At 39.7% G+C, this 23698-nt stretch carries 21 protein-coding genes and 2 pseudogenes; 12 read left to right on the top strand and 11 right to left on the bottom strand.

What is annotated here, in order from left to right; all coding sequences use genetic code 11:
* The first annotated feature begins 72 nt into the window (after window positions 1-72).
* Window positions 73-1329 carry an MgtC/SapB family protein gene (locus tag AC4MDD_RS05585; RefSeq protein WP_201951966.1) on the top strand — a complete coding sequence of 419 codons (1257 nt, stop codon included), beginning with the start codon at window positions 73-75 and terminating at the stop codon, window positions 1327-1329.
* A gap of 5 nt (window positions 1330-1334) precedes the next feature.
* Here the strand turns inward: AC4MDD_RS05585 and tsaA are convergent, their stop codons facing one another.
* Entirely contained in the window at window positions 1335-2045 is a 711-nt protein-coding gene (gene tsaA, locus AC4MDD_RS05580; RefSeq protein WP_039890059.1) for a tRNA (N6-threonylcarbamoyladenosine(37)-N6)-methyltransferase TrmO, read from the bottom strand.
* A gap of 102 nt (window positions 2046-2147) precedes the next feature.
* Here tsaA and AC4MDD_RS05575 point away from each other — a divergent pair, with 102 nt between their 5' ends.
* Both AC4MDD_RS05575 and AC4MDD_RS05570 read left to right on the top strand, forming a co-directional pair.
* Entirely contained in the window at window positions 2148-2927 is a 780-nt protein-coding gene (locus AC4MDD_RS05575) for a ferredoxin--NADP reductase (RefSeq protein ID WP_004696086.1), read from the top strand.
* A 108-nt stretch (window positions 2928-3035) separates the two neighbouring features.
* Window positions 3036-3836, top strand: coding sequence for a DUF2071 domain-containing protein (locus tag AC4MDD_RS05570; RefSeq protein ID WP_201951969.1), 801 nt, complete (start codon window positions 3036-3038; stop codon window positions 3834-3836).
* Between the two features lie 389 nt (window positions 3837-4225).
* Here the strand turns inward: AC4MDD_RS05570 and AC4MDD_RS05565 are convergent, their stop codons facing one another.
* Window positions 4226-4792, bottom strand: a complete 567-nt coding sequence (locus AC4MDD_RS05565) for a TetR/AcrR family transcriptional regulator (protein WP_005400544.1) — start codon at window positions 4790-4792, stop codon at window positions 4226-4228.
* 251 nt (window positions 4793-5043) lie between these two features.
* Between AC4MDD_RS05565 and AC4MDD_RS05560 the strand changes: the two are divergent.
* Window positions 5044-5789 (top strand): annotated as a pseudogene (locus tag AC4MDD_RS05560) (hypothetical protein).
* A 142-nt stretch (window positions 5790-5931) separates the two neighbouring features.
* Here the strand turns inward: AC4MDD_RS05560 and AC4MDD_RS05555 are convergent.
* Entirely contained in the window at window positions 5932-6570 is a 639-nt protein-coding gene (locus AC4MDD_RS05555; protein ID WP_039890057.1) for a cation efflux transmembrane domain-containing protein, read from the bottom strand.
* A gap of 76 nt (window positions 6571-6646) precedes the next feature.
* Here AC4MDD_RS05555 and AC4MDD_RS05550 point away from each other — a divergent pair, with 76 nt between their 5' ends.
* The 3 genes from AC4MDD_RS05550 (at window position 6647) to AC4MDD_RS05540 (ending at window position 9207) form a co-directional block, all read left to right on the top strand.
* A complete protein-coding gene (locus AC4MDD_RS05550; RefSeq protein WP_005400541.1) occupies window positions 6647-7075 on the top strand; it encodes a Cd(II)/Pb(II)-responsive transcriptional regulator in 429 nt (142 codons plus the stop codon).
* A 462-nt stretch (window positions 7076-7537) separates the two neighbouring features.
* Window positions 7538-8938, top strand: coding sequence for a prephenate-dependent tRNA uridine(34) hydroxylase TrhP (gene trhP, locus AC4MDD_RS05545; RefSeq protein WP_078389480.1), 1401 nt, complete (start codon window positions 7538-7540; stop codon window positions 8936-8938).
* A 14-nt stretch (window positions 8939-8952) separates the two neighbouring features.
* Window positions 8953-9207: a YfhL family 4Fe-4S dicluster ferredoxin gene (locus AC4MDD_RS05540; protein ID WP_078389479.1), complete on the top strand. Its 255-nt coding sequence runs from the start codon at window positions 8953-8955 to the stop codon at window positions 9205-9207.
* A 287-nt stretch (window positions 9208-9494) separates the two neighbouring features.
* Here the strand turns inward: AC4MDD_RS05540 and ahpF are convergent, their stop codons facing one another.
* The 5 genes from ahpF to rnk form a co-directional block, all read right to left on the bottom strand.
* Window positions 9495-11060 (bottom strand): alkyl hydroperoxide reductase subunit F, encoded by a 1566-nt coding sequence (gene ahpF / locus AC4MDD_RS05535; RefSeq protein ID WP_491882416.1) that lies wholly within the window; start codon window positions 11058-11060, stop codon window positions 9495-9497.
* Window positions 11061-11230: 170 nt separating this feature from the next.
* On the bottom strand, window positions 11231-12157 hold the full coding sequence (locus AC4MDD_RS05530; protein WP_078426580.1) for a hypothetical protein: 927 nt from the start codon (window positions 12155-12157) through the stop codon (window positions 11231-11233).
* Window positions 12158-12190: 33 nt separating this feature from the next.
* A complete protein-coding gene (locus AC4MDD_RS05525) occupies window positions 12191-13324 on the bottom strand; it encodes a toxic anion resistance protein (RefSeq protein ID WP_004696049.1) in 1134 nt (377 codons plus the stop codon).
* Window positions 13325-13343: 19 nt separating this feature from the next.
* Window positions 13344-14132: a tellurium resistance protein gene (locus tag AC4MDD_RS05520; RefSeq protein WP_201951973.1), complete on the bottom strand. Its 789-nt coding sequence runs from the start codon at window positions 14130-14132 to the stop codon at window positions 13344-13346.
* 312 nt (window positions 14133-14444) lie between these two features.
* Window positions 14445-14849 carry a nucleoside diphosphate kinase regulator gene (gene rnk / locus AC4MDD_RS05515; RefSeq protein WP_005400535.1) on the bottom strand — a complete coding sequence of 135 codons (405 nt, stop codon included), beginning with the start codon at window positions 14847-14849 and terminating at the stop codon, window positions 14445-14447.
* Between the two features lie 224 nt (window positions 14850-15073).
* Here rnk and AC4MDD_RS05510 point away from each other — a divergent pair, with 224 nt between their 5' ends.
* Window positions 15074-16375 (top strand): IS4 family transposase, encoded by a 1302-nt coding sequence (locus AC4MDD_RS05510; RefSeq protein ID WP_039891156.1) that lies wholly within the window; start codon window positions 15074-15076, stop codon window positions 16373-16375.
* 43 nt (window positions 16376-16418) lie between these two features.
* Here AC4MDD_RS05510 and glyA read toward each other — a convergent pair whose 3' ends face one another.
* The gene (gene glyA, locus AC4MDD_RS05505; RefSeq protein WP_005400534.1) at window positions 16419-17672 is read right to left on the bottom strand and encodes a serine hydroxymethyltransferase; all 1254 of its coding nucleotides are present in this window, start codon (window positions 17670-17672) and stop codon (window positions 16419-16421) included.
* A 156-nt stretch (window positions 17673-17828) separates the two neighbouring features.
* Entirely contained in the window at window positions 17829-19088 is a 1260-nt protein-coding gene (locus tag AC4MDD_RS05500; protein WP_078389474.1) for an alpha/beta hydrolase, read from the bottom strand.
* Window positions 19089-19578: 490 nt separating this feature from the next.
* On the opposite strand from AC4MDD_RS05500, the gene AC4MDD_RS05495 reads away from it, so the two are divergent.
* Together AC4MDD_RS05495 and AC4MDD_RS05490 are read left to right on the top strand one after the other, a co-directional pair.
* Window positions 19579-20277, top strand: coding sequence for an exonuclease domain-containing protein (locus AC4MDD_RS05495; protein ID WP_114837799.1), 699 nt, complete (start codon window positions 19579-19581; stop codon window positions 20275-20277).
* An 89-nt stretch (window positions 20278-20366) separates the two neighbouring features.
* Window positions 20367-20963, top strand: a complete 597-nt coding sequence (locus AC4MDD_RS05490; RefSeq protein ID WP_114837798.1) for a hypothetical protein — start codon at window positions 20367-20369, stop codon at window positions 20961-20963.
* 336 nt (window positions 20964-21299) lie between these two features.
* Here the strand turns inward: AC4MDD_RS05490 and AC4MDD_RS05485 are convergent, their stop codons facing one another.
* Window positions 21300-21518, bottom strand: coding sequence for a hypothetical protein (locus AC4MDD_RS05485; RefSeq protein ID WP_201951975.1), 219 nt, complete (start codon window positions 21516-21518; stop codon window positions 21300-21302).
* A gap of 631 nt (window positions 21519-22149) precedes the next feature.
* On the opposite strand from AC4MDD_RS05485, the gene AC4MDD_RS05480 reads away from it, so the two are divergent.
* Together AC4MDD_RS05480 and AC4MDD_RS05475 are read left to right on the top strand one after the other, a co-directional pair.
* Window positions 22150-23175: an IS30-like element ISAba125 family transposase gene (locus tag AC4MDD_RS05480; RefSeq protein ID WP_491882415.1), complete on the top strand. Its 1026-nt coding sequence runs from the start codon at window positions 22150-22152 to the stop codon at window positions 23173-23175.
* Window positions 23176-23646 (top strand): annotated as a pseudogene (locus tag AC4MDD_RS05475) (serine O-acetyltransferase).
* The last annotated feature ends 52 nt before the right edge of the window (window positions 23647-23698 follow it).

The following is a 23698-nucleotide window of genomic DNA, read 5'->3' as shown; positions in this document are numbered from 1 at the left end:
CTCTTTTAACTTGAATCCACCTTCAGCATTCGCCTATATTTTAGACAGGTCATTAAATTTAGTGAGATAGGCTTGGACTTCAGCATAGTTTCCATCAACAACTTGGCTTTATCTGATGTCCTCATTACCTTGGCTTCAGCATTAGGCTGTGGACTGTTGATTGGTCTAGAGCGCGAACGAAGCAAACAACGTGAAAACCAACAGAGCTTTGCAGGACTACGCTCCTTTGCCATTTGTGCCCTTCTCGGTGCCATTTGTTTTTTATTTGGTGTCAATATTGGCATTGTTGGTGCGCTGATCATCGGCGGCATAGTTATATTCTCAATGAAAAACCAAACAGAAGATTTGGGTTCAACCACTGAACTTGCCTTTGTCATGACCTATTTTATTGGCGCAATGTGCCTGTGGAATACCCCTTTAGCGGCAGGTTTAGCCGTGCTCCTGACCATTATTTTAATGACCAAACATTCTATGCACAGCATTGCTGGAAAATGGATTACTGAAGCTGAATTTAAAGACGGTATCTTTCTTCTAGCACTGATTCTAATTGCTTTGCCCTTAACGCCGAATACGCCTTTATGGGGTGCTGTGCTGAATCCCTATATTATTTTAAAATTAGTTACACTTATTCTTGGTGTTCAAGCGCTTGCACATATTGCCAAACGACTGCTGAACACTAAAAATGCCATGATTTTATCGGCAATCGCCTCAGGTTTTGTATCCAGTACCGCGACTGTTGCCAGCTTAGGCATGGAAGTACGTGCAGGTCGAGCACTTGCCAAACCCAATGCAGGTGCAGCGCTCATGTCCTGTATTGCGACTTTGTTGCAACTACTAATTATAGTCGCAGGTGTGAGTATACTTTGGCTCAAAACTATACTGCTGCCGACGCTTGTGGCAAGTGTCCTTTTAGGGATCTGTGCTTATGCGTTGGTACGATCTGCCCCTGCACAAGAACAACATCAACCCACTGATTCACGCATGTTTAGCTTAAAAGAGGCTGGCATTATTGCCCTGACTTTGACGTTCATCCAAGCGGGTGTGTATGGACTTAACCTTTGGCTGGGAGATGCAGGTTTAATCGCTGGGACTTTGCTGGCCTCTTTATTTGAAATTCATGCAGCGATGGCAACAGTGGTCATGCAAGGGGCACCGACAGACACGGCAGCAATGTCTGCATTTATATTAGGTTTGACTGCACACGCTGTTGCCAAGTCCATTAATGCCGCCTTAACAGGTGGTAAGCAATACTTTATAGCTTTTGCCCCGATTCAGATTTTGCATATGGTGGTTTTGATTGGGCTGTTGTATTGGAGCTTCTCTCTTTAAATCTCTCATTCTACGGCCGTGATATTCACTGTAGTTTCACCCACTGTAAAAGCGATATCAACAGCAGCAAATTTCATTTTATATACCCGTGCTTCATCATCCTGATACGCCGGTCTGGGATCTAAAGATAAAATGGCTTCAAGCTCTTGTAGGGTCTGTACAGACAATTTCCCACTCGTCAAAAGCTGCTGCTTCTGTTCGATCGCCCGATTCGACCATATCACCGATTTACGTTTAGGTTCATCTTGCGCATAGCCACTTTCCGCTTCTATAACGGCATCTGAGTAGTGAATATAGGGTTTAATATCGACAATCGGGGTGCCATCTAGCAAATCACTTCCTGTGACATACACTCGAACCGATTTCCCTTCTTTTTTAACGTACTTGAGCTTTACCACCGATAGACCAATCGGTGAAGGACGATACATACTACGCGTAGCAAATACTCCTATTTTTTTATTGCCCCCTAAGCGTGGCGGACGAACTTGTGAGCGAAACTGGTTTTTTTCTGGATTTTTATTGTCATGAAACTGCCACACCAACCATACATGACTAAATGCCTCAATTCCTTCAAAGGCCAGAACATCATTATAGGGTGCTAGCATTTCAATATACGATTCCACTTGAACCAAATTAGGCTGACGAGGAATACCAAACTTTTCCTTATAAGAAGAGTGCATATAGCCAATAATTGGCAAGGTTAACTCAGTCATCATCACTTTTTCTAATAAGCTCAATTAAATATATTCAGTTTATCGAGAATGATTTTAGATTAGAATAGCAACCTGTTCTAATTTGATAATTTATTGAGACCTTTAATGGCTGCTTTCAACGTCGAAAAGATTACTCACGTCCACCATTGGAATGATACTTTATTCTCTTTTAAAACGACGCGCGACACTGCTCTACGTTTTAAAAACGGTCAATTTGTGATGATCGGCCTTGAAGTAAATGGCAAACCGTTAATGCGTGCTTATTCTATTGCTAGTGCAAACTACGAAGAAGAACTTGAGTTTTTCTCAATTAAAGTTCCAGATGGCCCGTTAACCTCTATTTTACAAAAAGTTAAAGTGGGCGACGAAATTTTGGTATCTAAAAAACCAACTGGAACTTTAGTACTTGATGACTTAAACCCAGGTAAAAACCTATACCTGCTTTCTTCTGGTACAGGTCTTGCACCGTTCTTGGCGACCATTCGTGACCCTGAAACCTATGAACGTTTTGAGAAAGTGATTGTGGTTCATGGTACACGCTTCATTTCTGAATTGGCTTACCAAGACCTCATTTTAGACGAACTTCCGAACAATGAGTTCTTTGAAGAGCTAGGCATTAAAGATAAATTGGTTTACTACCCAACGGTTACTCGTGAAGAGTATCCAAACCAAGGTCGTGTCACAACTGTAATTGAAACTGGTGAGATTTTTGAGAAGATCGGTTTACCACGTTTCAACCCAGAAACGGACCGTGCAATGCTTTGCGGTAGCCCTGCATTCCTCGATGACGTTGCTGCACTTCTAGACCAACATGGTTTAAAAGAGTCGCCACGTATGGGTGTACTTGGTGACTACGTGATTGAACGTGCATTCGTTGAAAAATAAGATCGTATAAAGATATTAAAAAACCGAAGCTTAGGCTTCGGTTTTTTATTTACTCTACGCATAGTTTTATCTAATATTAAAAAAATAACAAATCTAGAATTTAAACCCATGACCTTTCCAGAACTCAAATTTAAAGACTATTTACATCCAAAACCCAAGCCCAGCGGCCTCGATGTACAGTGTAAACTCCAGCATTTTGCCCTCATTACTTATGCCGTTGACCCAGCTCGTTTTAAAGAGATCATTCCAGCACGATTTAAGTTAGACACGGTCCAGTACCAAGGCAAACAACATGCACTGATGTCGGTAGTGCCCTTCATCGATGTCGATTTCAGCTCTGCGGTTTATCCTTTTCCAAAATTCACTATGGGGCAAACTAATTATCGTGTCTACGTGATTGATCAGGAAACACAGGAACGTTGTGTTTGGTTTTTAGGAACGACTTTGGACTCTTGGACGCTAATCGTTCCTCGTTATGTCTGGCAACTACCGTGGCATCCTGCACAGATTGAGTTTGATTGTCAGCAAGATGCAGAGGGTCGATATACACAATATAAAATGCGGACTCAATCGGCATGGGCCACTTCAGATGTGCATTTGTCTCAGTCCGAACATGACCCATGGCTTTTTGAAGGCTTTCCCAATTTAGAAAGTTATCAGGTCTTCTTGACTCATCCTTTGGCAGGATTTTACCATCGCCGCGATGGAAAACTCGGCAGCTATCGTGTGTGGCATGGTTGCTTAAATCCAAAACCTGCAACGCTGCATTATGCTCGCTTTGAACTTTTAGCAAGGCTCAATCTTGTATGCTATGAAGATCAGCTCAAACCCTATAGTGTTCTGATTGAACCAATCAATGAATTTACCATTTATTTACCCCCAAGGTGCCTTAATCATTCGGCTGAATAACACAATAAATAATGAATACCCTACATATTTTAAGGGATATTAAGCATGATGAATAAATTTCAGCCAAAATAATGAGAGATTGGTTGTTTTTCTCCACAAAGTCTCTATAATTCAACAAAACAGACAAGTCTGTCTATTTTTGCTGAAATACTGAATGACCGAAAACATTCAGAGGGTACAAAAAATATAAGAAGGCACATTAAGTTGCTCATATTCATATCATGCATTATTGTCAAATAATGTGCGATATGGAACATAATCATTATCAGCAAAGCGCGATAACTTAACCGTTATCGCGCTTATTTATTTGTACGTGATTTATTTTAAGCGCATTTAAGCCAGCAATATAATGAGTGTATTAGGTTAACCTTAAAATCAAAATTTATATATTAGGCAGCTGAAAGTTCCATTTGAATTAAAGTATTCACACGCTTCCAATAATCTTCCAAATGTACTTGCTTCGGATCGATTTGTGCTTGTATGGTCATGCCATCCAAAATACTCGATAAAAAAGCCGCCAACTGTTCATCCTGCTTCACACCTAGACGATTCAAAGCCTGACATAACTTGCCTTTTAACCATTCTTTATAATCAATTGCGGGCTGTAGTGAAGAAGGATAAATTTTTGAAATTTCTTCAACTGCCTTTTGGAACATACAACCATTAAAATCCGCGCTATGAAACCAAGCATGGTACCATTCAAAAATTGCACGAATATGGGAGAGATAATCACTTGGGTCACATGCAGCAATCGTCGCTTCAAGCGACTGCTGTAAATTTTGGTTTCTGGTCACTAAGCATTCTTCAATTAATTTAGCTTTAGATGGGAAGTATTTGTAAAACGTCATTTTAGCAACGCCAGACTCGCTAATAATCCGATCCACACCGATAGAATTATAACTATGTGAGTTAAAGAGATTAAGCGCTGTGTTAATGATGTCTTCTTTTTTTGACATTTATTTTACCTGATGCACAAAACTTTAAAATTAAGCCATTAACCCAAAAGAACAGCACATGAAAACGAAATACATCGATTGAAGACGATATTATATATCAAATTTAGATCAACACCGTTTTTTTATAAGAAACAATATCAATATTAAAATAACCATTTGAAATATATAGTTTTTAAAATAAATAAAACACTAGAAGAGTCGGATCTTTTTCACTATGATAAAAATGATGACAATTAAAATTTACTTCGTATATGAATGCTCTCTCCTTCACCCAGTCTGAACATACCCGCGCAGAAGTTTTGCGCTTTATTGAACGATCCTTAAGCTCAGCGTCATGGGCAACCAATACTCAAGCGATCATCCGCTTGAAACAAACGACAGCCGAACATATTTTATTTCAACATCCGATACTGACACGGCTGCATCAATGCCAACTGAGCCTTGAACAGCTGAAATTTATTCATCTGAATTATTTTACCGCCATTGTCAAAATTTTCACTGATGCTTTGAGTATGGCTATGTATCAAGCACTGCAACTTGAGCACGACAGTAATATCGTGGAGCAAGACCGCATTGCAGCCAAGATATATGCACGTTATTTGTTGTCACTAAATCTTCTAGATGAATTGGGTTTTAATACCCATCAACTTGAGAAAAGCTCACCCTCTAAATCGCATTTGGTCTATTTCCTTCAACTGATGCAGCAACTTGAACTCAATGTCACCGATCAAAAACAGACCGAGCCTGAAGCATTTGCAATCGCACAATTTATTCAAGAACATATTCATTCTTATGCAGACTTGCTGCTCATTTTGGCTTGTACTGAATTACAAGTGATACAACCCTTGCTAACGATGACAATCATGAAGACGACGTTTGGGTGCTATTCACACAATGCTATAAACCTGAACAGGCTCTGTATTTCCAGCAACTTCAAACTGAATATTTAAGTCTATGGAATAACTTTTGGAGCAAGATGAGTTTACGAACTCATTAATTCACCTCAGTAGCTAAACGTCCTTGTACACTCACGTATCCAACTCTTGAATATGGAGTGAATTCACATCTTATGAATGCCAAGCATTAATTTCCAGCAGTAGTATTAAATCTAGAATTAAACCGTAGAAGCACTCTCACTTTTATTGTGCAGTCGAATTTTCTAATATACTTTTTTTGCGCTCAGATAACGCTTTGCTCACCACTTGATAACCCGCCGTCATACCTAAAGTCGCCATAATGCCTGCCACGATTATGTCTGGCCACAAACTGCCTGTACCAAACACACCTATTGCAGCAAAAATAACCGCCACATTCCCAATCGCATCATTTCGGCTACAAAGCCAGACCGATTGCATATTAGAGTCACCTTCTCTAAAGGCATATAAAATGACGGCACAAACCACATTCGCAAGCAAAGCAATCACACCAATCACCCCCATGGTCATGGCTTCAGGCGGAATTCCCAAAACATAGGCATAAATCACTTTACCTATCACGACTAAGCCAAACAGCGCCATGGTTATACCTTTAAGCAATGCCACTGTCGCCCGCCAATACAAGCTCGCACCAAGCACCGCTAGGGAAATACCATAGTTGACTGCATCACCAAAGAAATCTAAAGAATCGGCCCATAAAGATGACGAATGCGCATAAGCCCCACCAATGAGCTCCACCACGAACATAGCTAAATTGATCAATAAGGCTATCCACAATGCCGTTCTAAACTTACTATTTGGCTTTTGCGGTGCAGGTGCACAACTGCAAGAAGAACATGCCATATACACAACCTCTATTCAGACGTAATCATTTTCTATTATGATTAAAAACTATGGAGTCGCTCTAAGGTCAAGCAAAATGAATCAACAAAACTCATCTGCTATTTATTTGATGAAAGACTTAGTCCATAAAACAGGATTAAGTGCCGATACCATTCGTTTCTATGAAAAAAAGCATTTATTAGAACCTTCTTTTCGCGGGGACAATAATTATCGCTATTATCAAGATAATGCACTTAAACGACTCATCTTTATTAAACGTTGCCGCGCGCTGGATATCTCACTCAAAGAAATTGAATACCTGATTGAACTGGAACAAAAACCTCAACAAGACTGTAGTGCTGTCAATCAACTGATCGATGAGCATTTAAAACAAGTCGAACAAAAAATCATTGAATTGCAAAAATTTCAGATACAGCTACAACAGCTTCGGCAGTCTTGCTCAACTCAATCAACCATTGATGATTGTCAAATTTTAAGACATCTTGAAGCAGGGCTAGATGTATAAAACACATCAACGCAGAATTTAGAATATGGGTATTACTCAGTTTTGCTACCTATTTACTCAAACCATTCGTGGGCAATGCAGGATTTTTATCCTTATTTTCTTTAATTTTTTAATAATTTCAGAAATAAAAAATCTAGCCTAACCTCAAATCTAATAAAAATGATCCCTAATTATTTCGGATAAAAGGCCGCAAAGAACTCCAATTTTTTGATGATTAGAACCTCGAATAAGTTTTATATAACAGATCTTTTACTTTATAAAACAAGGGGATTTAAATTCATTTTTATCCTTAGCCACATAAAACCATATATTCAAACATTTATAATGGAGCACTCACATCCAGCATTTGAACATGTAATTTTCGCGTCTATAACCGTTTAAATTCCGAGTTGTTTACTAGGTTGAATCTATTTTTTAAAGCCCTACAATAAACCCATATTTTTTCTATGCCTTAGTTTAATCATGAGCATTCATCACGTTACTGAACTTCTTTCTCCTGCAGGTTCGCTTAAAAATATGCGTTATGCATTTGCCTATGGTGCAGATGCAGTCTATGCCGGACAACCTCGTTACAGTTTACGTGTGCGCAATAATGAATTTGACCATGACAATCTGGCTATCGGCATTCAAGAAGCGCATGACTTAGGTAAAAAGTTTTATGTGGTCGTCAACATTCAACCACATAACTCAAAACTCAAAAACTTTATTCGTGACCTCACACCTGTGGTTGCAATGCAACCCGATGCCCTGATCATGTCGGATCCAGGCCTGATTATGATGGTACGCGAACATTTTCCAGACATGGATGTGCATCTTTCGGTTCAAGCCAATGCCATTAACTGGGCTACTGTGAAGTTTTGGAAGAACATGGGACTGACTCGGGTCATTTTGTCCCGTGAATTATCTATTGATGAAATTGAAGAAATTAAGCAACAAGTACCAGACATGGAAATTGAAGTTTTTGTGCATGGTGCGCTATGCATGGCGTACTCTGGACGTTGTATGCTTTCCGGCTATATGAATAAACGTGATGCCAATCAGGGGGCATGTACCAATGCATGCCGTTGGGAATACAAAGTACACGAGACTCAGCAAGATGAAAATGGCGATGTGATCCCAGTCCAAAATCTGAATACAGGCTCCAACTGCTGTTCAAGCTCTAATGCTGATGAACTGCATATGCAAGCACAGCATCAGTTTGATGAACCCGTATTACTACAACGTCATGATGAAGACATGTTTGCTGCTGAAGAAGACGAACATGGTACTTACTTTATGAACTCAAAAGACTTACGCGCGGTGCAACATGTTGAGCGCTTAACCCAAATGGGGATTCATTCTTTAAAAATTGAAGGACGCACCAAGTCTTATTTTTACTGTGCCCGTACAGCACAAATTTATCGCAAAGCCATAGATGATGCGCTCGCAGGTAAACCTTTCGATTCCTCACTCATGACACAACTCGAAGGTCTGGCCAACCGTGGTTATACCGAAGGTTTTTTACGCCGCCACGTGCATAGCGAATATCAAAACTATGAAAATGGTTCATCCAGTTTTGACCATCAACAATACTGCGGTGAAATTTTGGAACGCAATGGCGATTATTTGAAAGTCGATGTCAAAAACCGTTTTGTAGTGGGCGATGTGCTCGAACTCATGACCACTTCAGGCAACATCATATTTAAACTAACAGAAATCCTCGATAAAAAAGGCAATCCAATACTTGAAGCGAAAGGCTCAGGACATGTGGTTGAAATACCCGTTCCTGCTGATGTAGACATGCGCTATGCCCTGCTCATTCGTAACTTACCGCATTCAAGCACTGACATTTCAGCGCCTGCATTGGCTTATGTTACAAGCTGACTGGGGATAATGCTATGGCACTACAAATAACGGATGCTTGTATTAACTGTGATATGTGTCTTCCTGAATGTCCCAATACCGCTATTTTTGAAGGTGATAAAATTTATGAAATAGACGTCAACCGCTGCACCGAGTGTGTTGGTTTTTATGATACCCAAACCTGTGTCGATGTTTGCCCAATTGCCTGTATCGAGCCACATCCAGAATACGTTGAAACACAACAACAACTGTTAGAAAAATTTAAAGGATTGAACTTATTTAGCGTCTAACCTTGGGGAAAGTAGAAAAGAAACCGAGTACTGACCACACTCAGAGTTTCAAAACAAAAACTGGGCAAAGAATAACAATAAACAAAAACTAAATGAAAAAGCCAAAGTGACTGGGGAGCACTTTGGCTTTTTCTTTGTACAAGATATTTGCTTTAAACGAAAAAAAAAGGAACTGAGCTGTTAGCGACTCAGTTCCTATCAAGGGTAAAACCAAAGATCAACAATACAGCATAAAGGGGAAAAGCCAACGTATATTTTGGGAGAGCGTTGGCTTTTTCATTTCACACTTACAGCCCAGAACGAATAATATAATCAAAAGCAGACAGAGCTGCTTTCGCGCCTTCACCTGTGGCAATGATGATTTGCTTGTAAGGCACAGTCGTACAGTCACCTGCGGCAAATACACCTTTGACATTGGTTTCATTGCGATCATTAATCACAATCTCACCACGATTTGAAAGCTCAACCGCTGTTTCTTTGAGGAAATCGGTGTTTGGTAATAAACCAATTTGCACAAAGATTCCTGCAAGCTCAACCGTATGTTCTACATCGGTTGTACGGTCTTTATATTTCAATGCTGTTACTTGTGAACCATCACCCACAACTTCAGTTGAGAGTGCATTCAGGATCACTGTGGTATTAGGCAAGCTATGTAACTTATCTTGCAACACTTGGTCTGCACGTAATTTGGTATCAAACTCTACCAAGGTCACATGTTCAACAATCCCAGCAAGATCAATCGCGGCTTCGACACCTGAGTTCCCCCCACCAATCACTGCAACACGTTTGCCTTTAAACAGTGGACCATCACAGTGTGGGCAGTAGGCAACACCACGAGTACGGTATTCTGCTTCGCCCGGCACATTCATTTCTCTCCAACGTGCCCCTGTTGAAAGGATTACTGTTTTAGATTCAAGCTTTGCACCATTTTCTAAAGTGACTTCAACCAAGCCATTCGCTGTCTCATCTGCACCTTTGATGTTAGAGACACGTTGTAAGTTCATGATGTCTACACCGTAATCACGTACATGTGCTTCCATTTCAGCAGCAAACTTCGGCCCTTGAGTCTTTTGAATCGAGGTATAGTTTTCAATGTCCATGGTATCCATGACTTGACCACCCATCCGTTCAGCCACGATCCCTGTTTTAATACCTTTACGTGCTGCGTAGATGGCAGAGGTATTTCCCGCAGGGCCACCACCAACCACTAAAACATCAAAAGCCTCTTTGGCATTGAGTTTTTCAGCTTCTTTGACTGCTGAATTGGTATCCAGTTTGGCAATAATTTCTTCCAAGGTCATACGGCCTTGACCGATATGGTTATTGTCTTGGAACACCATCGGTACAGCCATGATTTTGCGTTCTTCAACTTCATCTTGGAAGAATGCACCATCAATCATAGTTGCTGTCGTGCCTGGGTTGTAAATAGCAATCAGGTTCAACGCTTGCACCACGTCTGGACAGTTATGACAGCTTAAAGAGACAAAGACGTCAAAGTCAGACTGGATACCTAAACCTTTGATTGAAGCTAAAACTTCATCTGATACTTTGGGTGCATAACCTGAGGTTTGTAACAATGCCAAAATCAAAGAGGTAAACTCATGTCCCATCGGCAAACCCGCAAAGAAGACACGCGGCTCTTCACCGGCTTTTGCCACACCAAAGCTAGGTGCACGTGAGTTTTGACCATCAAAACGTGCAGTCACCAGTGGAGACAGTGCTGCAACTTCTTCAACCAATTCTTTGATTTTGTCTGATTTCTCAGAACCATTCAAAGTCGCAACCAATTCAATCGGACCTTCTAGGCGTTCAAGAAGTGTTTTTAATTGAGCTGAAGTATTTTGATCTAACATTGTTAAGCTCTCCAAAGCAGTCTATAAATTTATTTGATAGAAGAATCATAGAGCAAATCTAGAAATAGATAAAACAGTTTGTTTTTATTTTAATAATCGGTTTTATAGATTTAAAGATATTCATCATAAAAAGTCCCACTACCCCGCAGGACTTTTTACGAAGTCAAAGCTTAAGATTCACTCTGCATCCGCTGTTCAATTCTTAGCGTTCTGGCCTTTAACTGACGTGTCAAACCAAACAACAAAAGACTTAGCACTGCCATCAGTAACATCAAGATAAGTGAGAAGAATTGCATGACCTTAGTGAACTGCGCTGCTTGCTGAACTTGCTTTTCTACACTTGCAGCCATCGGCGTGAGTGTTTTGCCATAGAGTTGATGCTGCATCGTCCATAACTGTTCAGGCTTAAACCCATATTCAATAAAATGTGAATCGGTTTTTTCTGCTTGGACCAGAGCAAGCACATGCGGAATGGCTGCATTTTTATCGACAGGTTGGTGTAACAATGCCGTCTGCGCAAGCAAATAATGTTTTACAGGCATTTGAATTTGCGACTGCTGCAAATACTGTGCTATTTCACTTTGCTGAATGTTTTTATCGTAGTGTACGATTTGCTGAAAAGCCTCGCTTTCATCATCTTTTAAATCATATTGCACATAAGTCAGTCCTGACCAAAGCAGAATAAAGGCAATCAGCCATGCCACAAACTTCAGTATAAAAGACTGAAAACGTACATAGAAAAAATGAATTTTCCGTGTATAGTGCACCAGTATGAATGCCCCAATAAAAGACACCATGATCTTGAGCACAAGCCAACCAAACCACGACAGCAAATTCAGAAAATAATCTGGCTGATGTCCTAGTGATGCGAGATTTTCATCGACACTCATGGGCATATGCAGTTGCTGTATTTCAGTGCTCAGCCCAAAAAAGCTATAGACAAAATCAGGTTGTAGAAAATAACTAATGCTGGAGGCAATAAACAAGGCAGCACTCAACATACACCATAAACTCAGTTTACGTTGACGTTGTTTAAGTGCAACCACGCCTTGTTCAATGTGCTGAGGCTGAACAACATACTCATCTAAGGAAGGCAAACGCTTCTCCTCTATTGACCATCAACCTCGGCATTAAGATGGTGTCGTACGATTAGAACTTGAATCTAAAACCAATTGATTCAAATTGTCCTGCAAACTACGCAACCGTGTGGTTGCTTCAGCACGTTTCTGCATACCTTCCTTTTGTATTTGAATCACATCATTTACTGTTTTAATGAGGGTGTTTTGTACATGTTCAAGCGTCTCAATATCAATCACTGAACGTTGATTGGCTTTTGCTGTATCTACTGAGTTTTGATGTAACAAATCAGCATTGCGCTTCAACAAGTCATTGGTCGCATCATCAATGGTATTGGCCAACTGCACACTATTCGTCTGCTCATTTAAAGAAATCGCCAAACTAATTTGGTTTTTCCATGCAGGCAATGTAATGTTTTTAATCGCATAAAACTTATCGACCAACATCAAATTATTAGACTGGATAATACGAATCATCGGTAATGTTTGCATGGCTGATTGTTGTAAAACCTGCAAATCACTCACACGTTTTTCCAAATTATTGGCTAAATGATTGAGGTCGTAAACTCTCTGTGTCGTGGTTTGGTCTTGCCCCTGTGCAGTCAGTGTTGAGATTTCCTGCTGAATTTCATCCTGTTTCAACTTACCCGCTGCGATATACACACCGAGCTGTTTATATTCACTTTGCACACCATGAAACATCCGATCTAGCGTATCAACACGTGCTTTTAAACCAGACTGTGATTTTTCAATTTCTTTCACTAAAGTATCAATCTGTTCTTTGGTGGTATTAAAGTGCATATCAATATTATTCTTTGCGCCTTTAATTTTGCTTATCAAGCCACCGAAGAAACCTGAATTTTTCTTTTTATTTAAGATACTTGAGGTATTCAGTTGTTGTGCAACTTGTACCACCTGATTTAGCTTTTGCCCAGTTTCATCCAAGTCCTTATTTTGAACCAAATTTAACAACTCATCGGTATATCCTGAGGTTTGTGTCGCAATATTTTTACCATACTCCGCTACGGCGTTATGGTTGATTTCTGCCAACTCTTTCCGTGCTGCCAAGACCGCATTGAAGTCATCTTGTTGCAAGCCAATTTCTTGCAAATTTAACTGTTGAAACTTATGTTCAATCACTTCGGTGGTTGGCTCTACCACAAGACTGTTTTGTTCTGAGTTGGTCATAATTCACCTAATCTATTTCTTAAAGTGTTGGTTTCTGTAGTGATTTTTTTAAGGTATGAATCAATTTTTCACGGCTATTATCGAGCTTTTCTAGTTCAATTGTCGAGCTTGATTGCTGCGATTGTTTGACATGATATTGCCATGCCGGGATCAAAACCTGCTGTGCCTCTTTATATCGGTCTAACAAACTCAATGAAAGCTGCTGTGACAACTGCATTTGCGTAATCACAATATCATTACTGCTTTGCAAAGTCTGCAAGCTGTTTATTTTCTTGGATAAACGTTCTGCAAAATTATCTAAAGGATGTGCATTCTTCACAAATTTAGGATATTCCATTAAAAATGCTTCAGCCGCAGATATATATTTGGCCATTTGCTCACGTAAGCCTGTTAACTGCTGATAGCGCGCCTGTGACTTTTGAATTTCAATTTGTAATTTTTGGCTGAGATGATTGGCTCGATCCAACAGCTGATCCAGTTTTTTATAGTATTCAACTTGGGTTGAACCATATTCAATATCAATTCCGAGCCACTTTTGTAGCCCATTAAATTTGCGCTTCTTCAGGTATTTTTTTGAGTCAGCCAGTGACTGGATCAGTTGCTCAATGGTCTGACTCAACTGTAAAGTGAGCTGCGGGTCCACTCCATTTAACAGCACAGACTGCGCTTGAATGACACCATCTGCATAATGATTGAGACGATATTGATCGTTCAGCAAAGGAACCAAATCATTACGCTGGATACTTAAAAGTTCATCTGAATTGACTGGTATATCCCTTAAAGGAACAAGAACGTCAATTTGTGCCATAGCGCTTTAACCCAATAAAGAAATTGAATAAAATCATTTTTATAGTACAGCTTTTATGTCACATAACATGTAGATTTTTGCAAAAATGCTGTGACATCTTTTGTGCCGTAAAAATTATCATGAAGGTTATATCAGTTATTCAGTACTCTATTCATACTAGACCCAAACCTATTGAGTAGAAGTAAAAGATCCAATCAATACATACTCTGTTTTTATCTTCTATGGAGTTACAATCCTTTATGAAACAAAACGCATATTTGAAATCATAAAAAAGCCATGATCAACATGGCTTTAAAATGGGGTGTTTCGATATTATAAATAATTGCCTTCACGCTCAGGTTGATAAACCACTTTTTCAATTTTGACTTTCATCATTTGCCCGTCTGGCTGTGGCCATTCAATTTCTTGACCTTCAGCTAAGCCAAGAATTGCTGCACCAATAGGGGCTACAACATTGACCTGTCCCTTCTCGCCTTTAAAATCATGCGGATAAACCAAGGTAATTTCAGATGCTTCTGTAGATGGTGCAATAGTCAGTAAAACTTTTGCATTCATCGTTACCACATTGGCAGGCATATCTTGTGGAGCAACAACATCGGCGCGTGCCAATTCTTCTTCAAGCAACTGCATGGTCGGTGTAAGTTTAGGCTGATGTTCTAACATCGTTTCTAAACGATGAAGATCCTGCTCAGAAATGATAATTGCTGGGTTTGCCATGTGCTGCATTCCTATTTGAATACGGTATGAATAAAATTCTTATTAAAAATAATTTATTAGCCTATAACTTCTGTTATATCAGAAATGCAGTCTAAATTATATTTCAACTGATTTTGATTTTTTAATGCTATAAAAAAAGCCCCCTTGAGGGTAATGCTGATCAGTTAAGACAAAATAGCTGAAATGCGGTAAAAATGAGCGTATCCAGATACGCTCATTTTTTTATGACTTTTTCTCAGAATTTAAGTTCAGCATTTCAGCAGACAGCTCCTTCACTTTCTAATTTTAGCGAATTAATTGATTTAAACTGGATTGAAGACTGTTTAAAACGGACCGGGAAAGCATCGGTCAGAAAAAGAAAACTCCCCGCAGAGCATGCTGTATGGCTAGTTATTGGACTTGCATTGTTCCGCGACCAGCCCATCTGGTATGTTGTTCAGCAGCTGCAGCTGGTTTTTGGCACGGCTGAAAGCTGCGCCCCAAGCGCATCAGTGCAGGCCAGACAGCGCTTGGGTCTGGAGCCTTTAAATGTCCTGTTCAATACACTGAGTCAGACATGGTTTGAAGATTCTCAGCCGCAATATTCCGCCTTTCATGGCCTAAGCATCTGCGCTGTAGATGGAGCCGTCTGGTCCATGCCCCACACAGATGAGAACTTCAGGCACTTCGGTTCTTCCAAAGGCAAAACGATAGCAGCACCTTGGCCGCAAGCCAGAGCGGTTTGCCTGATCAACACCAATACTCATGAAGTGATTGATGCCGGGATTGGAAGTATGGATCAAGGCGAGCTGACTTTAGCGAAGAAATTGAAAGTGCCTGCAAATAGCCTGACTTTATTTGACCGGGCCTACTTCTCTGCTGATTTCTTATCAGGGTGGCAGTCTCGGGAAAACTGCCATTGGCTTATGCGGGCTAAAGACAATCTGCGCTATGAAATTATCAGGAAAAACTCAGCGCATGACTTTCAAATCAGAATGCCTGTTTCTCCAAGAGCGAAGAAACTGAATCCGGATTTAGGTGACTATTGGGAAGCCCGCCTGATTGAAACTGAACAGTCTGGAAGGGTTAGACGATACGTTACATCATTATTAGATTCAAAGGCTTATCCTCTGGAAGAGGTCAGTACGCTGTATGCTCAGCGCTGGGAAATCGAGATGTGCTACCGTGAAATCAAGAGCGACCTGCAAGATGGGATGCATTTAAGAAGCAAGCAGCCTGAATTGGTGTATCAGGAATTATGGGGTGTATTGATTGCTTATAATATTCTTAGAAGGCAAATGAAATTTATGGCTCAACGGGCGAAAGTCAGCCCTTTGCGTATCAGTTTCCATATTGCTTCAATCAGCATTATCAATATATTAAGGCATACTCCGCTGGAATCGGCAGGGAATTTGCCCAAGCATTTAGAGCGTTTGCTGGAACAGTCTAAAATGTTTGTTTTGCCTGAAAGAAGATCAAGGCAATGCCCTAGAGTCGTCAAAATAAAGCCTCAAAAGTACCCAAGAAAATGCCAGTCAATTTCTTAACTGACTGGCATTACCCCTTGAGGGGGCTTTCTCAAGTCAGAACTTAGTTTGCGTAAACAGGAAATTTCGCACAAACAGCTTCAACTTTCGCTTTAACAGCGTTAATCACAGCTTCGTCACCTTTGCTGTCTAGGATATCAGCGATCCAGCCAGCAAGTTCACGCACTTCAGCTTCGCCGAAACCACGAGTCGTCACAGCTGGTGTACCAATACGGATACCAGAAGTCACAAATGGTGAGCGTGGGTCATTTGGTACTGCATTTTTGTTCACAGTAATGTGAGCTGCACCTAACCATGCATCTGCTTCTTTACCTGTTACATCTTGCTTAATAAGAGATAACAAGAACAAGTGGTTTTCTGTACCGCCAGAAACGATGTCATAACCACGAGCAATGAGAACTTCAGCCATTGCTTGAGCGTTCTTCACTACTTGTTGTTGGTAAACTTTGTATTCAGGAGCCATTGCTTCTTTAAAGCAAATTGCTTTAGCCGCTACCGCATGAACCAATGGACCGCCTTGGTTACCAGGGAATACAGCTGATTGTAATTTTTTCTCAATTTCTTCGTTTGCTTTTGCAAGGATTAAACCTGAACGTGGGCCACGAAGTGTTTTGTGTGTAGTGGTTGTTGTTACGTCAGCAATCTGAACTGGGCTTGGGTAAACACCAGCAGCAACTAGACCAGCAACGTGAGCCATATCTACAAATAGGTAAGCGCCAACTTTATCCGCGATGTCACGGAAACGCTGCCAATCTACAATTTGGCTATAAGCAGAGAAACCAGCTACGATCATACGTGGCTTGTGCTCAATTGCTAAACGTTCAACTTCTTCGTAATCAATTTCGCCAGTTTCAGGGTTTAAACCGTACTGAATTGCGTTATATGTTTTACCAGAAAAACTTACTTTAGCACCGTGAGTCAAGTGACCACCGTGAGCCAAACTCATACCCAAAACAGTGTCGCCCGGGTTAAGAAGCGCTAAGTAAACAGCAGAGTTTGCTTGTGAACCTGCATGTGGTTGAACGTTTGCGTAATCTGCACCGAAAAGTTCTTTAGCACGGTCAATCGCTAATTGTTCAATCACGTCTACATATTCACAACCGCCGTAGTAGCGTTTGCCTGGGTAGCCTTCAGCATATTTGTTTGTAAGTTTTGAACCTTGTGCTTCCATTACTGCTGGAGAGCAATAGTTTTCAGAAGCAATCAGTTCGATGTGCGCTTCTTGGCGAGCATCTTCATTTGTGATTGCTTGCGCGATTTCTGGATCAAATTCAGCAATTGAGATATTGGCAAACATTAGCGAGGTCCTATGAAATTAGGGCTTTTAAGCCGTGCTAAGATTGGCGCGTATTGTAGCATGAAGTTTATAAATTTCGAGAACGAACTTTACGCAGTTTTAAATAAAAAATCGCTCATGAAGCAGAACTCCTTGAGCGATTTGAGTCAAAGCAAATTACTGAATTGGCATGAGAGTTTTTACATCGGTCACAAAATTATCCAAATTACGAGTATAAACAGTCGTATGATTCCATTTATCAACTGGAGCAAGTAATCCATCATTTTTGTAAGTAATGACTGTCCCTGCTGGTGCAGTATTCACTAAAAAATCCGTAACCTTTCTAGGCACAGTCTCATCAAATGATCCTTGATAAATAATGATTGGAGTACTTATCTTCTTTTTCAAAGGCTGAGAACCATTTGCTAGAAAATCTTTCACTTCCGGAATATTGGTCATAAACCCAGTTTGGGTACGTGGATATCCCTCTATTGTTCCAAAAATGTCTGCGTAATCGACCATTGGGGCACGAAAAGTACCTCCTAATAGCGTATAACATAGAGACTCAGCTTGTCTCGCAATATCATCTGTTGGAATTTCAAAGACTTCACTATAGCGTAATGCTGGGTAAGGATTTCTTAATCCTGCTGTAATTAAAGCAGTAAAAGTATCTAATGGCGCAAGAATATTAATTTTTTTCGTTAGATCCGTTTCCGTAGCAGCTTGCTGCTCACCACCTGCGAGGATTAAACTCAGGTTGGATGCTGGTGCAATGGCAATAGCGCCTTTGTAATCGAGCTGTGCTCTTGATGCATTCTCAGCAGCACCTAATGCGGCATGTCCCCCTTGAGAATGACCAATAACAGTCCAGCGCTTCTCCGTTGTATTCCCCAAATTTTTACTCGCGGCAACAACTGCATCTGTGATCGAATAAGCCTCACTTTTCAGATTTAAAAATGGATGTAACTCACGACCTCCAGGTTCACCTAAGCCTTCATAATCTGGAGCAACCACGGCATAACCTGCTACAAGTAACTTTGCAATTAAGAATTCGTTTCCACCTAAACCTTGCTGACTCGGGGCACATTGATCAGCAACACCTGTAGTTCCATGTGCCCATGCAACGATCGGCCAACCGCCTGCTGGCATTGGCCCTTTTGGTTTAAAGACTAAAGCTGTTGCTTGCGTTTCACTTCCATTGACCCCACGCATTAAATAGGTCATCAATGTTTTAGAACTACTAACACTATCCAACACAACATTAGCATTAATATCTACATCTGTATAAGCCTCGACTCTAACCACTGGATTAACAATATTATTTTTAGGCACCCCATCATCTACGATAACAGAAGTTGAATCGCCATCCCCTCCTCCACAGGCTGTTAAAACAAGCACAGAACTACTGACGAACACGGCCAATATATGTTTTTTCATCTTAAAATTCCTTAATGACATTTTTTCTTGTTGTAACGATTCAAATCACTTGAATACATTAATGATTTACGCCTCAAAATGACACATGGCAAGACCAGTTACGAGAATGATACAAAGTGAACATTGTCTGCAAGTGAGCACTTACCATTGTTATAAAAACTGGTCATTGGAACTTAAAATAAATCCTGATCCCACAACTGAATTCAGGCATTAAGCTCTTCTCTAGTCTTTGTTTGAACCGAATCCCAAAGAATTATTTTAATTTTAAGCAAAAATTTTCCTTGTAATCTGCCTAAATAAATCAACAAGTAACTTCCAACTTTTTCCTTGCTCAATAAAGTCTGATCTCTAATCACGCAGGTTCACCAGATGATTTAAACAACATCACTGCACAAAATCAGCGAATAAACCACAAATCTGGCAGTCATAGGCTGTCTTGATAGTCTTGAAAATGATAAATTTATTCAGCTTTTAATTTTCGGATATGCACATGCAAGCCATTATTCTCGACACAGAAACCCATACCCTAAATGGTCAACCCATTGAGATTGCATATGCACCGATTGAAATTACAAATGGCAAATTAAGCCTAGACAAAAGCCAAGTATTTGATCAGCTCTATACCGTCGATGAACCAATCTCATTCGCAGCGATGGCTGTGCATCATATTTTAGAGTCAGACCTCGTTGGGAAGCCTCACTATACGACCTTTAAACTACCTGCTGAAACACAGTACATCATTGGTCATAATATTGATTATGATATTCGGGCTATCGAAAAATGTGGTGTCGATACTTCTCATATTAAAGCGATTTGTACACTCGCCCTTGCACGTTTGGTCTGGCCTGATGCTGAAGCGAACAATATTTCGGCACTCATTTATATGATTTCAAAAGGCAGTGAAAAAGCCCGTGAAATGATTAAAAAAGCTCATCGTGCCGATATGGATATTATTTTAACGGCCAATATTTTAATGCATGTGGTTCATCAATTAAAAATAAACAGCATGGAGCAATTATTTGCTGTCTCTGAAGATGCTCGTATTCCGCGTGTCATTAATTTTGGCAAGCATCGCGGCACAGCGATTGCTGAACTCCCTGCTGACTATATTCAGTGGTTAATGCGTCAAGATGAACTCGATCCTTACTTACGAAAAGCTTTAGAAAATACGAGCATTAAAACGCTCTAAAATGTATTGTCATAAATTCTTAATATTGTTGTAATTTTCACCCTGTATGTTCAGCCTTAATTTATTTGTTCGGGGGAGTAAATTAAGGTATGAATCATTATCAAAAGACAGCATTGGGTTTAGATGCTTTACAACAACGTCATATCCCACTCAATGCGCGTCAAAGACGACTATTGGTTTTAATTGGTACAGAAGATTTTGAACAATTGGCTGACCAGTTCAAACAACGCATCGCAACGCCTGAAATCCTCGGACAATTAATTGAATTGGGTTTAATTCATTCCACACAAACAGCTCACGTCTCTAGCCCAATAGAGCCTCTATCCGAATCTCAACCACCTGCCTCACTACTAGAAAATAGTCAAAATAGCGTCAATCCAATAGATTTAGACAGCAAAGCGCAGACTCCTGCACCACCCGCTCCTACACAAAGCCCAGCCCCACCACTTAAAGCTTATAGCTTTGAAGAAACACGCGATTTGATGATGAGCTTATTACAACGTTATTGTGGCTTAATGGCAAAACAACTCATTCTTCAAATTCAATCGGCGACAGACTTACACAGTCTCAAACGCTGCCAAATGCAATGGATTACGACGTTACAGGAAAGTCGAATAGAACCCACAGCACTCAATCAACACTTACAACAGATCAATCATTCACTGTTGCGTTTGCAAGCAGCTTAAAGAAATAAATTCAATGGATAATTGAGTCTTTTTCGGTCTTAGTTAAGATTTAAAGACTACGAGTTTGATTAGCAATCTATTGTTTTATTATTCAGGCAAAAAATCCTAATGTCTTTCATCGACTTTTCAGACTTTGGCACAATGGTTACTCGAACCATTTATCAAACAGCTTGATAAATAATAACTATGTGTGAAGTGATATCCTGATTTTATTTTATGACGTTAAAAATAGTCGCTCAAAAAAATTTATCTCTTATACTGCAATGGGATAACTTAACTCGACATTTATCGCCCATAAAAAAGCCCATGTAAACATGAGCTTTTTTTTCAAAAGTGTTAATCAACAACTCGGTATATATTTTCCGTTTGCCGACTTTCAAATAACAGTTCAATACTAGGCAGAATCACTTCACCATCAACAACGATATGTTCAATTCGTTTAAACAAATCCAAACGTTCTGCTTCGGAGTTTTCAGGTACTTGCCTTAACCGGGCCTTTACATTATACGTTTGGCTGTATTGGTCTTTTACCTTTACATCTACAAGCTGAGTCATGGTCATTTTCCTTTTCTTTTTTTAGCTCTGTTTAATCTTATAGCACAAGTTTTTTCCAATACTGCCCTTAGAGTTGTTAGAATTTATCGCAATGTTAATTTATATAAATATTTTCAAAATCATAACTATAAATCATAAACTTAAATCAAATATGCTTAACAACCGAGATACATAGTCATATTTTTTCACATAAAAAAAGCTCGCATTGCTGCGAGCTTTTCTATGTTGGAAGGCTAGTGCTGATTTATTGTTTGAACACTCCGTTTCAAACTCAACGAGCTGTCATTGATCCGTCCAACTACATCGTAGCGTCTTAGTTATCGACCTACTGTAAGTACAATATAAAAACATTTTTTGCTCTCGACAAGAGCCTATGACATTTCGAAACAACTGTACAAATAAAAGCCAATTGATATTTTTTAAAAATAAGAGACCATACTGAAAGGCAAAATCGAGATAACATCTCAGCGTCAAATCAAGTAAAATCGCGCATTCAACCTATGAGTTCTTTTCCATGTTAGTTCAATTGATTTTGAGTCATTTATAAATACAAAACTAAGTTCATTCCTCAAAACTTGGCAGAGTAAAACTTGAAGTGCGACATAAACCACCTAATTAATTTAAAGGGTTTATGGAGTATATAAAATTGTCATACCATCATCTTAACTTTGAAGATCGTACTGCATTAATGCTTGAGTCAAGAAAAGAAGGCTTTTCAGCCAGAAAATTTGCTGAACTTATTAAAAGACATCCTAGTACGATCTATCGTGAACTTAAAAGAAATAGCATCAATGACGTTTATCAAGCCCGATATGCTTCTGATCACACCTTCGCTAGACGTAGACGTGGTCATAGAAAACTCAAAATCGATTCAATCCTTTGGAAATTTATTGTTGAAGCGATCCGTTGTTTATGGTCTCCTCAGCAAATAGCAAAGCGTTTAAAGACATTTCCTGATTTGGATCAAACAATGAATGTAAGCCATACAACGATTTACTCAACTATACGAGCATTACCAAAGGGTGAGTTGAAAAAAGACTTATTATCCTGTCTGCGTCATGAAAATAAAAAGCGAAAAGCTAACGGTGAACCTAAAAAAGATTCTATATTACAGGATATTAAAACTATTCATGAGCGCCCAGCCGAAGTTCAAGAAAGAAAAATACCGGGTCATTGGGAAGCTGATTTAATTAAAGGTAAAGACAATAAAAGTTCGATAGCAACACTTATTGAACGAAATACACGGCTCTGTATCTTGGCAACATTACCTGATGCAAAGGCAGAATCCGTGCGCAAGGCTTTAACTGAAGCTCTGAAATATTTACCTGCAGAACTGCGTAAAACGTTGACCTATGACCGTGGACGTGAGATGTCAGAACATAAAAAACTCGAAGAAGATTTAGGCATAGATGTATATTTCTGTGACCCACATTCACCCTGGCAAAAAGGCACATGCGAAAATATGAATGGTTTAATTAGGCAATATTTACCTAAAGGGATTGATTTAAACCAGGCAGATCAGCATTATTTAAATCAAGTTGCCATGTCACTGAATATTCGTCCTAGAAAAGCGTTAGATTGGCTTACACCATTAGAGAAATTTGCTCAGCTTGTTGATTATCATATGGCTTTTGAAACTGTCGCACCTCATGTTTGAATTCGCCCTTATTTGTTTAATCGTGGTTTTAACTTTAGCGTTTGGTTACGTCTTTCGACTTCAAAATCATGGATCGGCAAACTGGCCTACCCTATTTTTTATTATAAGAAGAAAAAATACGGGATCGATATCCACTGCACCACAAAAGTTGACTATGGCTTGTTCATCGGTCATGGGGGACCTTTGATTGTCAACCCAACGACTGTGATTGGAAACAATGTCAACCTATAACAATTTACAACGATTGATGCCAATGGCGGTCGTCAGACTGCTGTAATTGGCGACAATGTATATATTGGCCCAAATGTCTGTATTATCGACCATGTTAAAATTGGCAATAATGCCACCATCGGTGCAGGTAGTGTGGTCACCAAAGATATTCCTGATAATGCAATAGCCGTAGGTAATTATGCAAAAGTCATTCACTATAATAATGCTGGAAATTCAGTAAATAGATGCTGGCTGAATTGAAAAAAAAATAACACCAGCATAATTTAATCAACTTAGCACTCTATGAATAAAA

The sequence above is a fragment of the Acinetobacter sp. CAU_H_29a_1 genome, from assembly GCF_058599505.1.
Note: the sequence above shows the minus strand (reverse complement) of the source record. Positions and strands in the feature narration are given on the sequence as shown.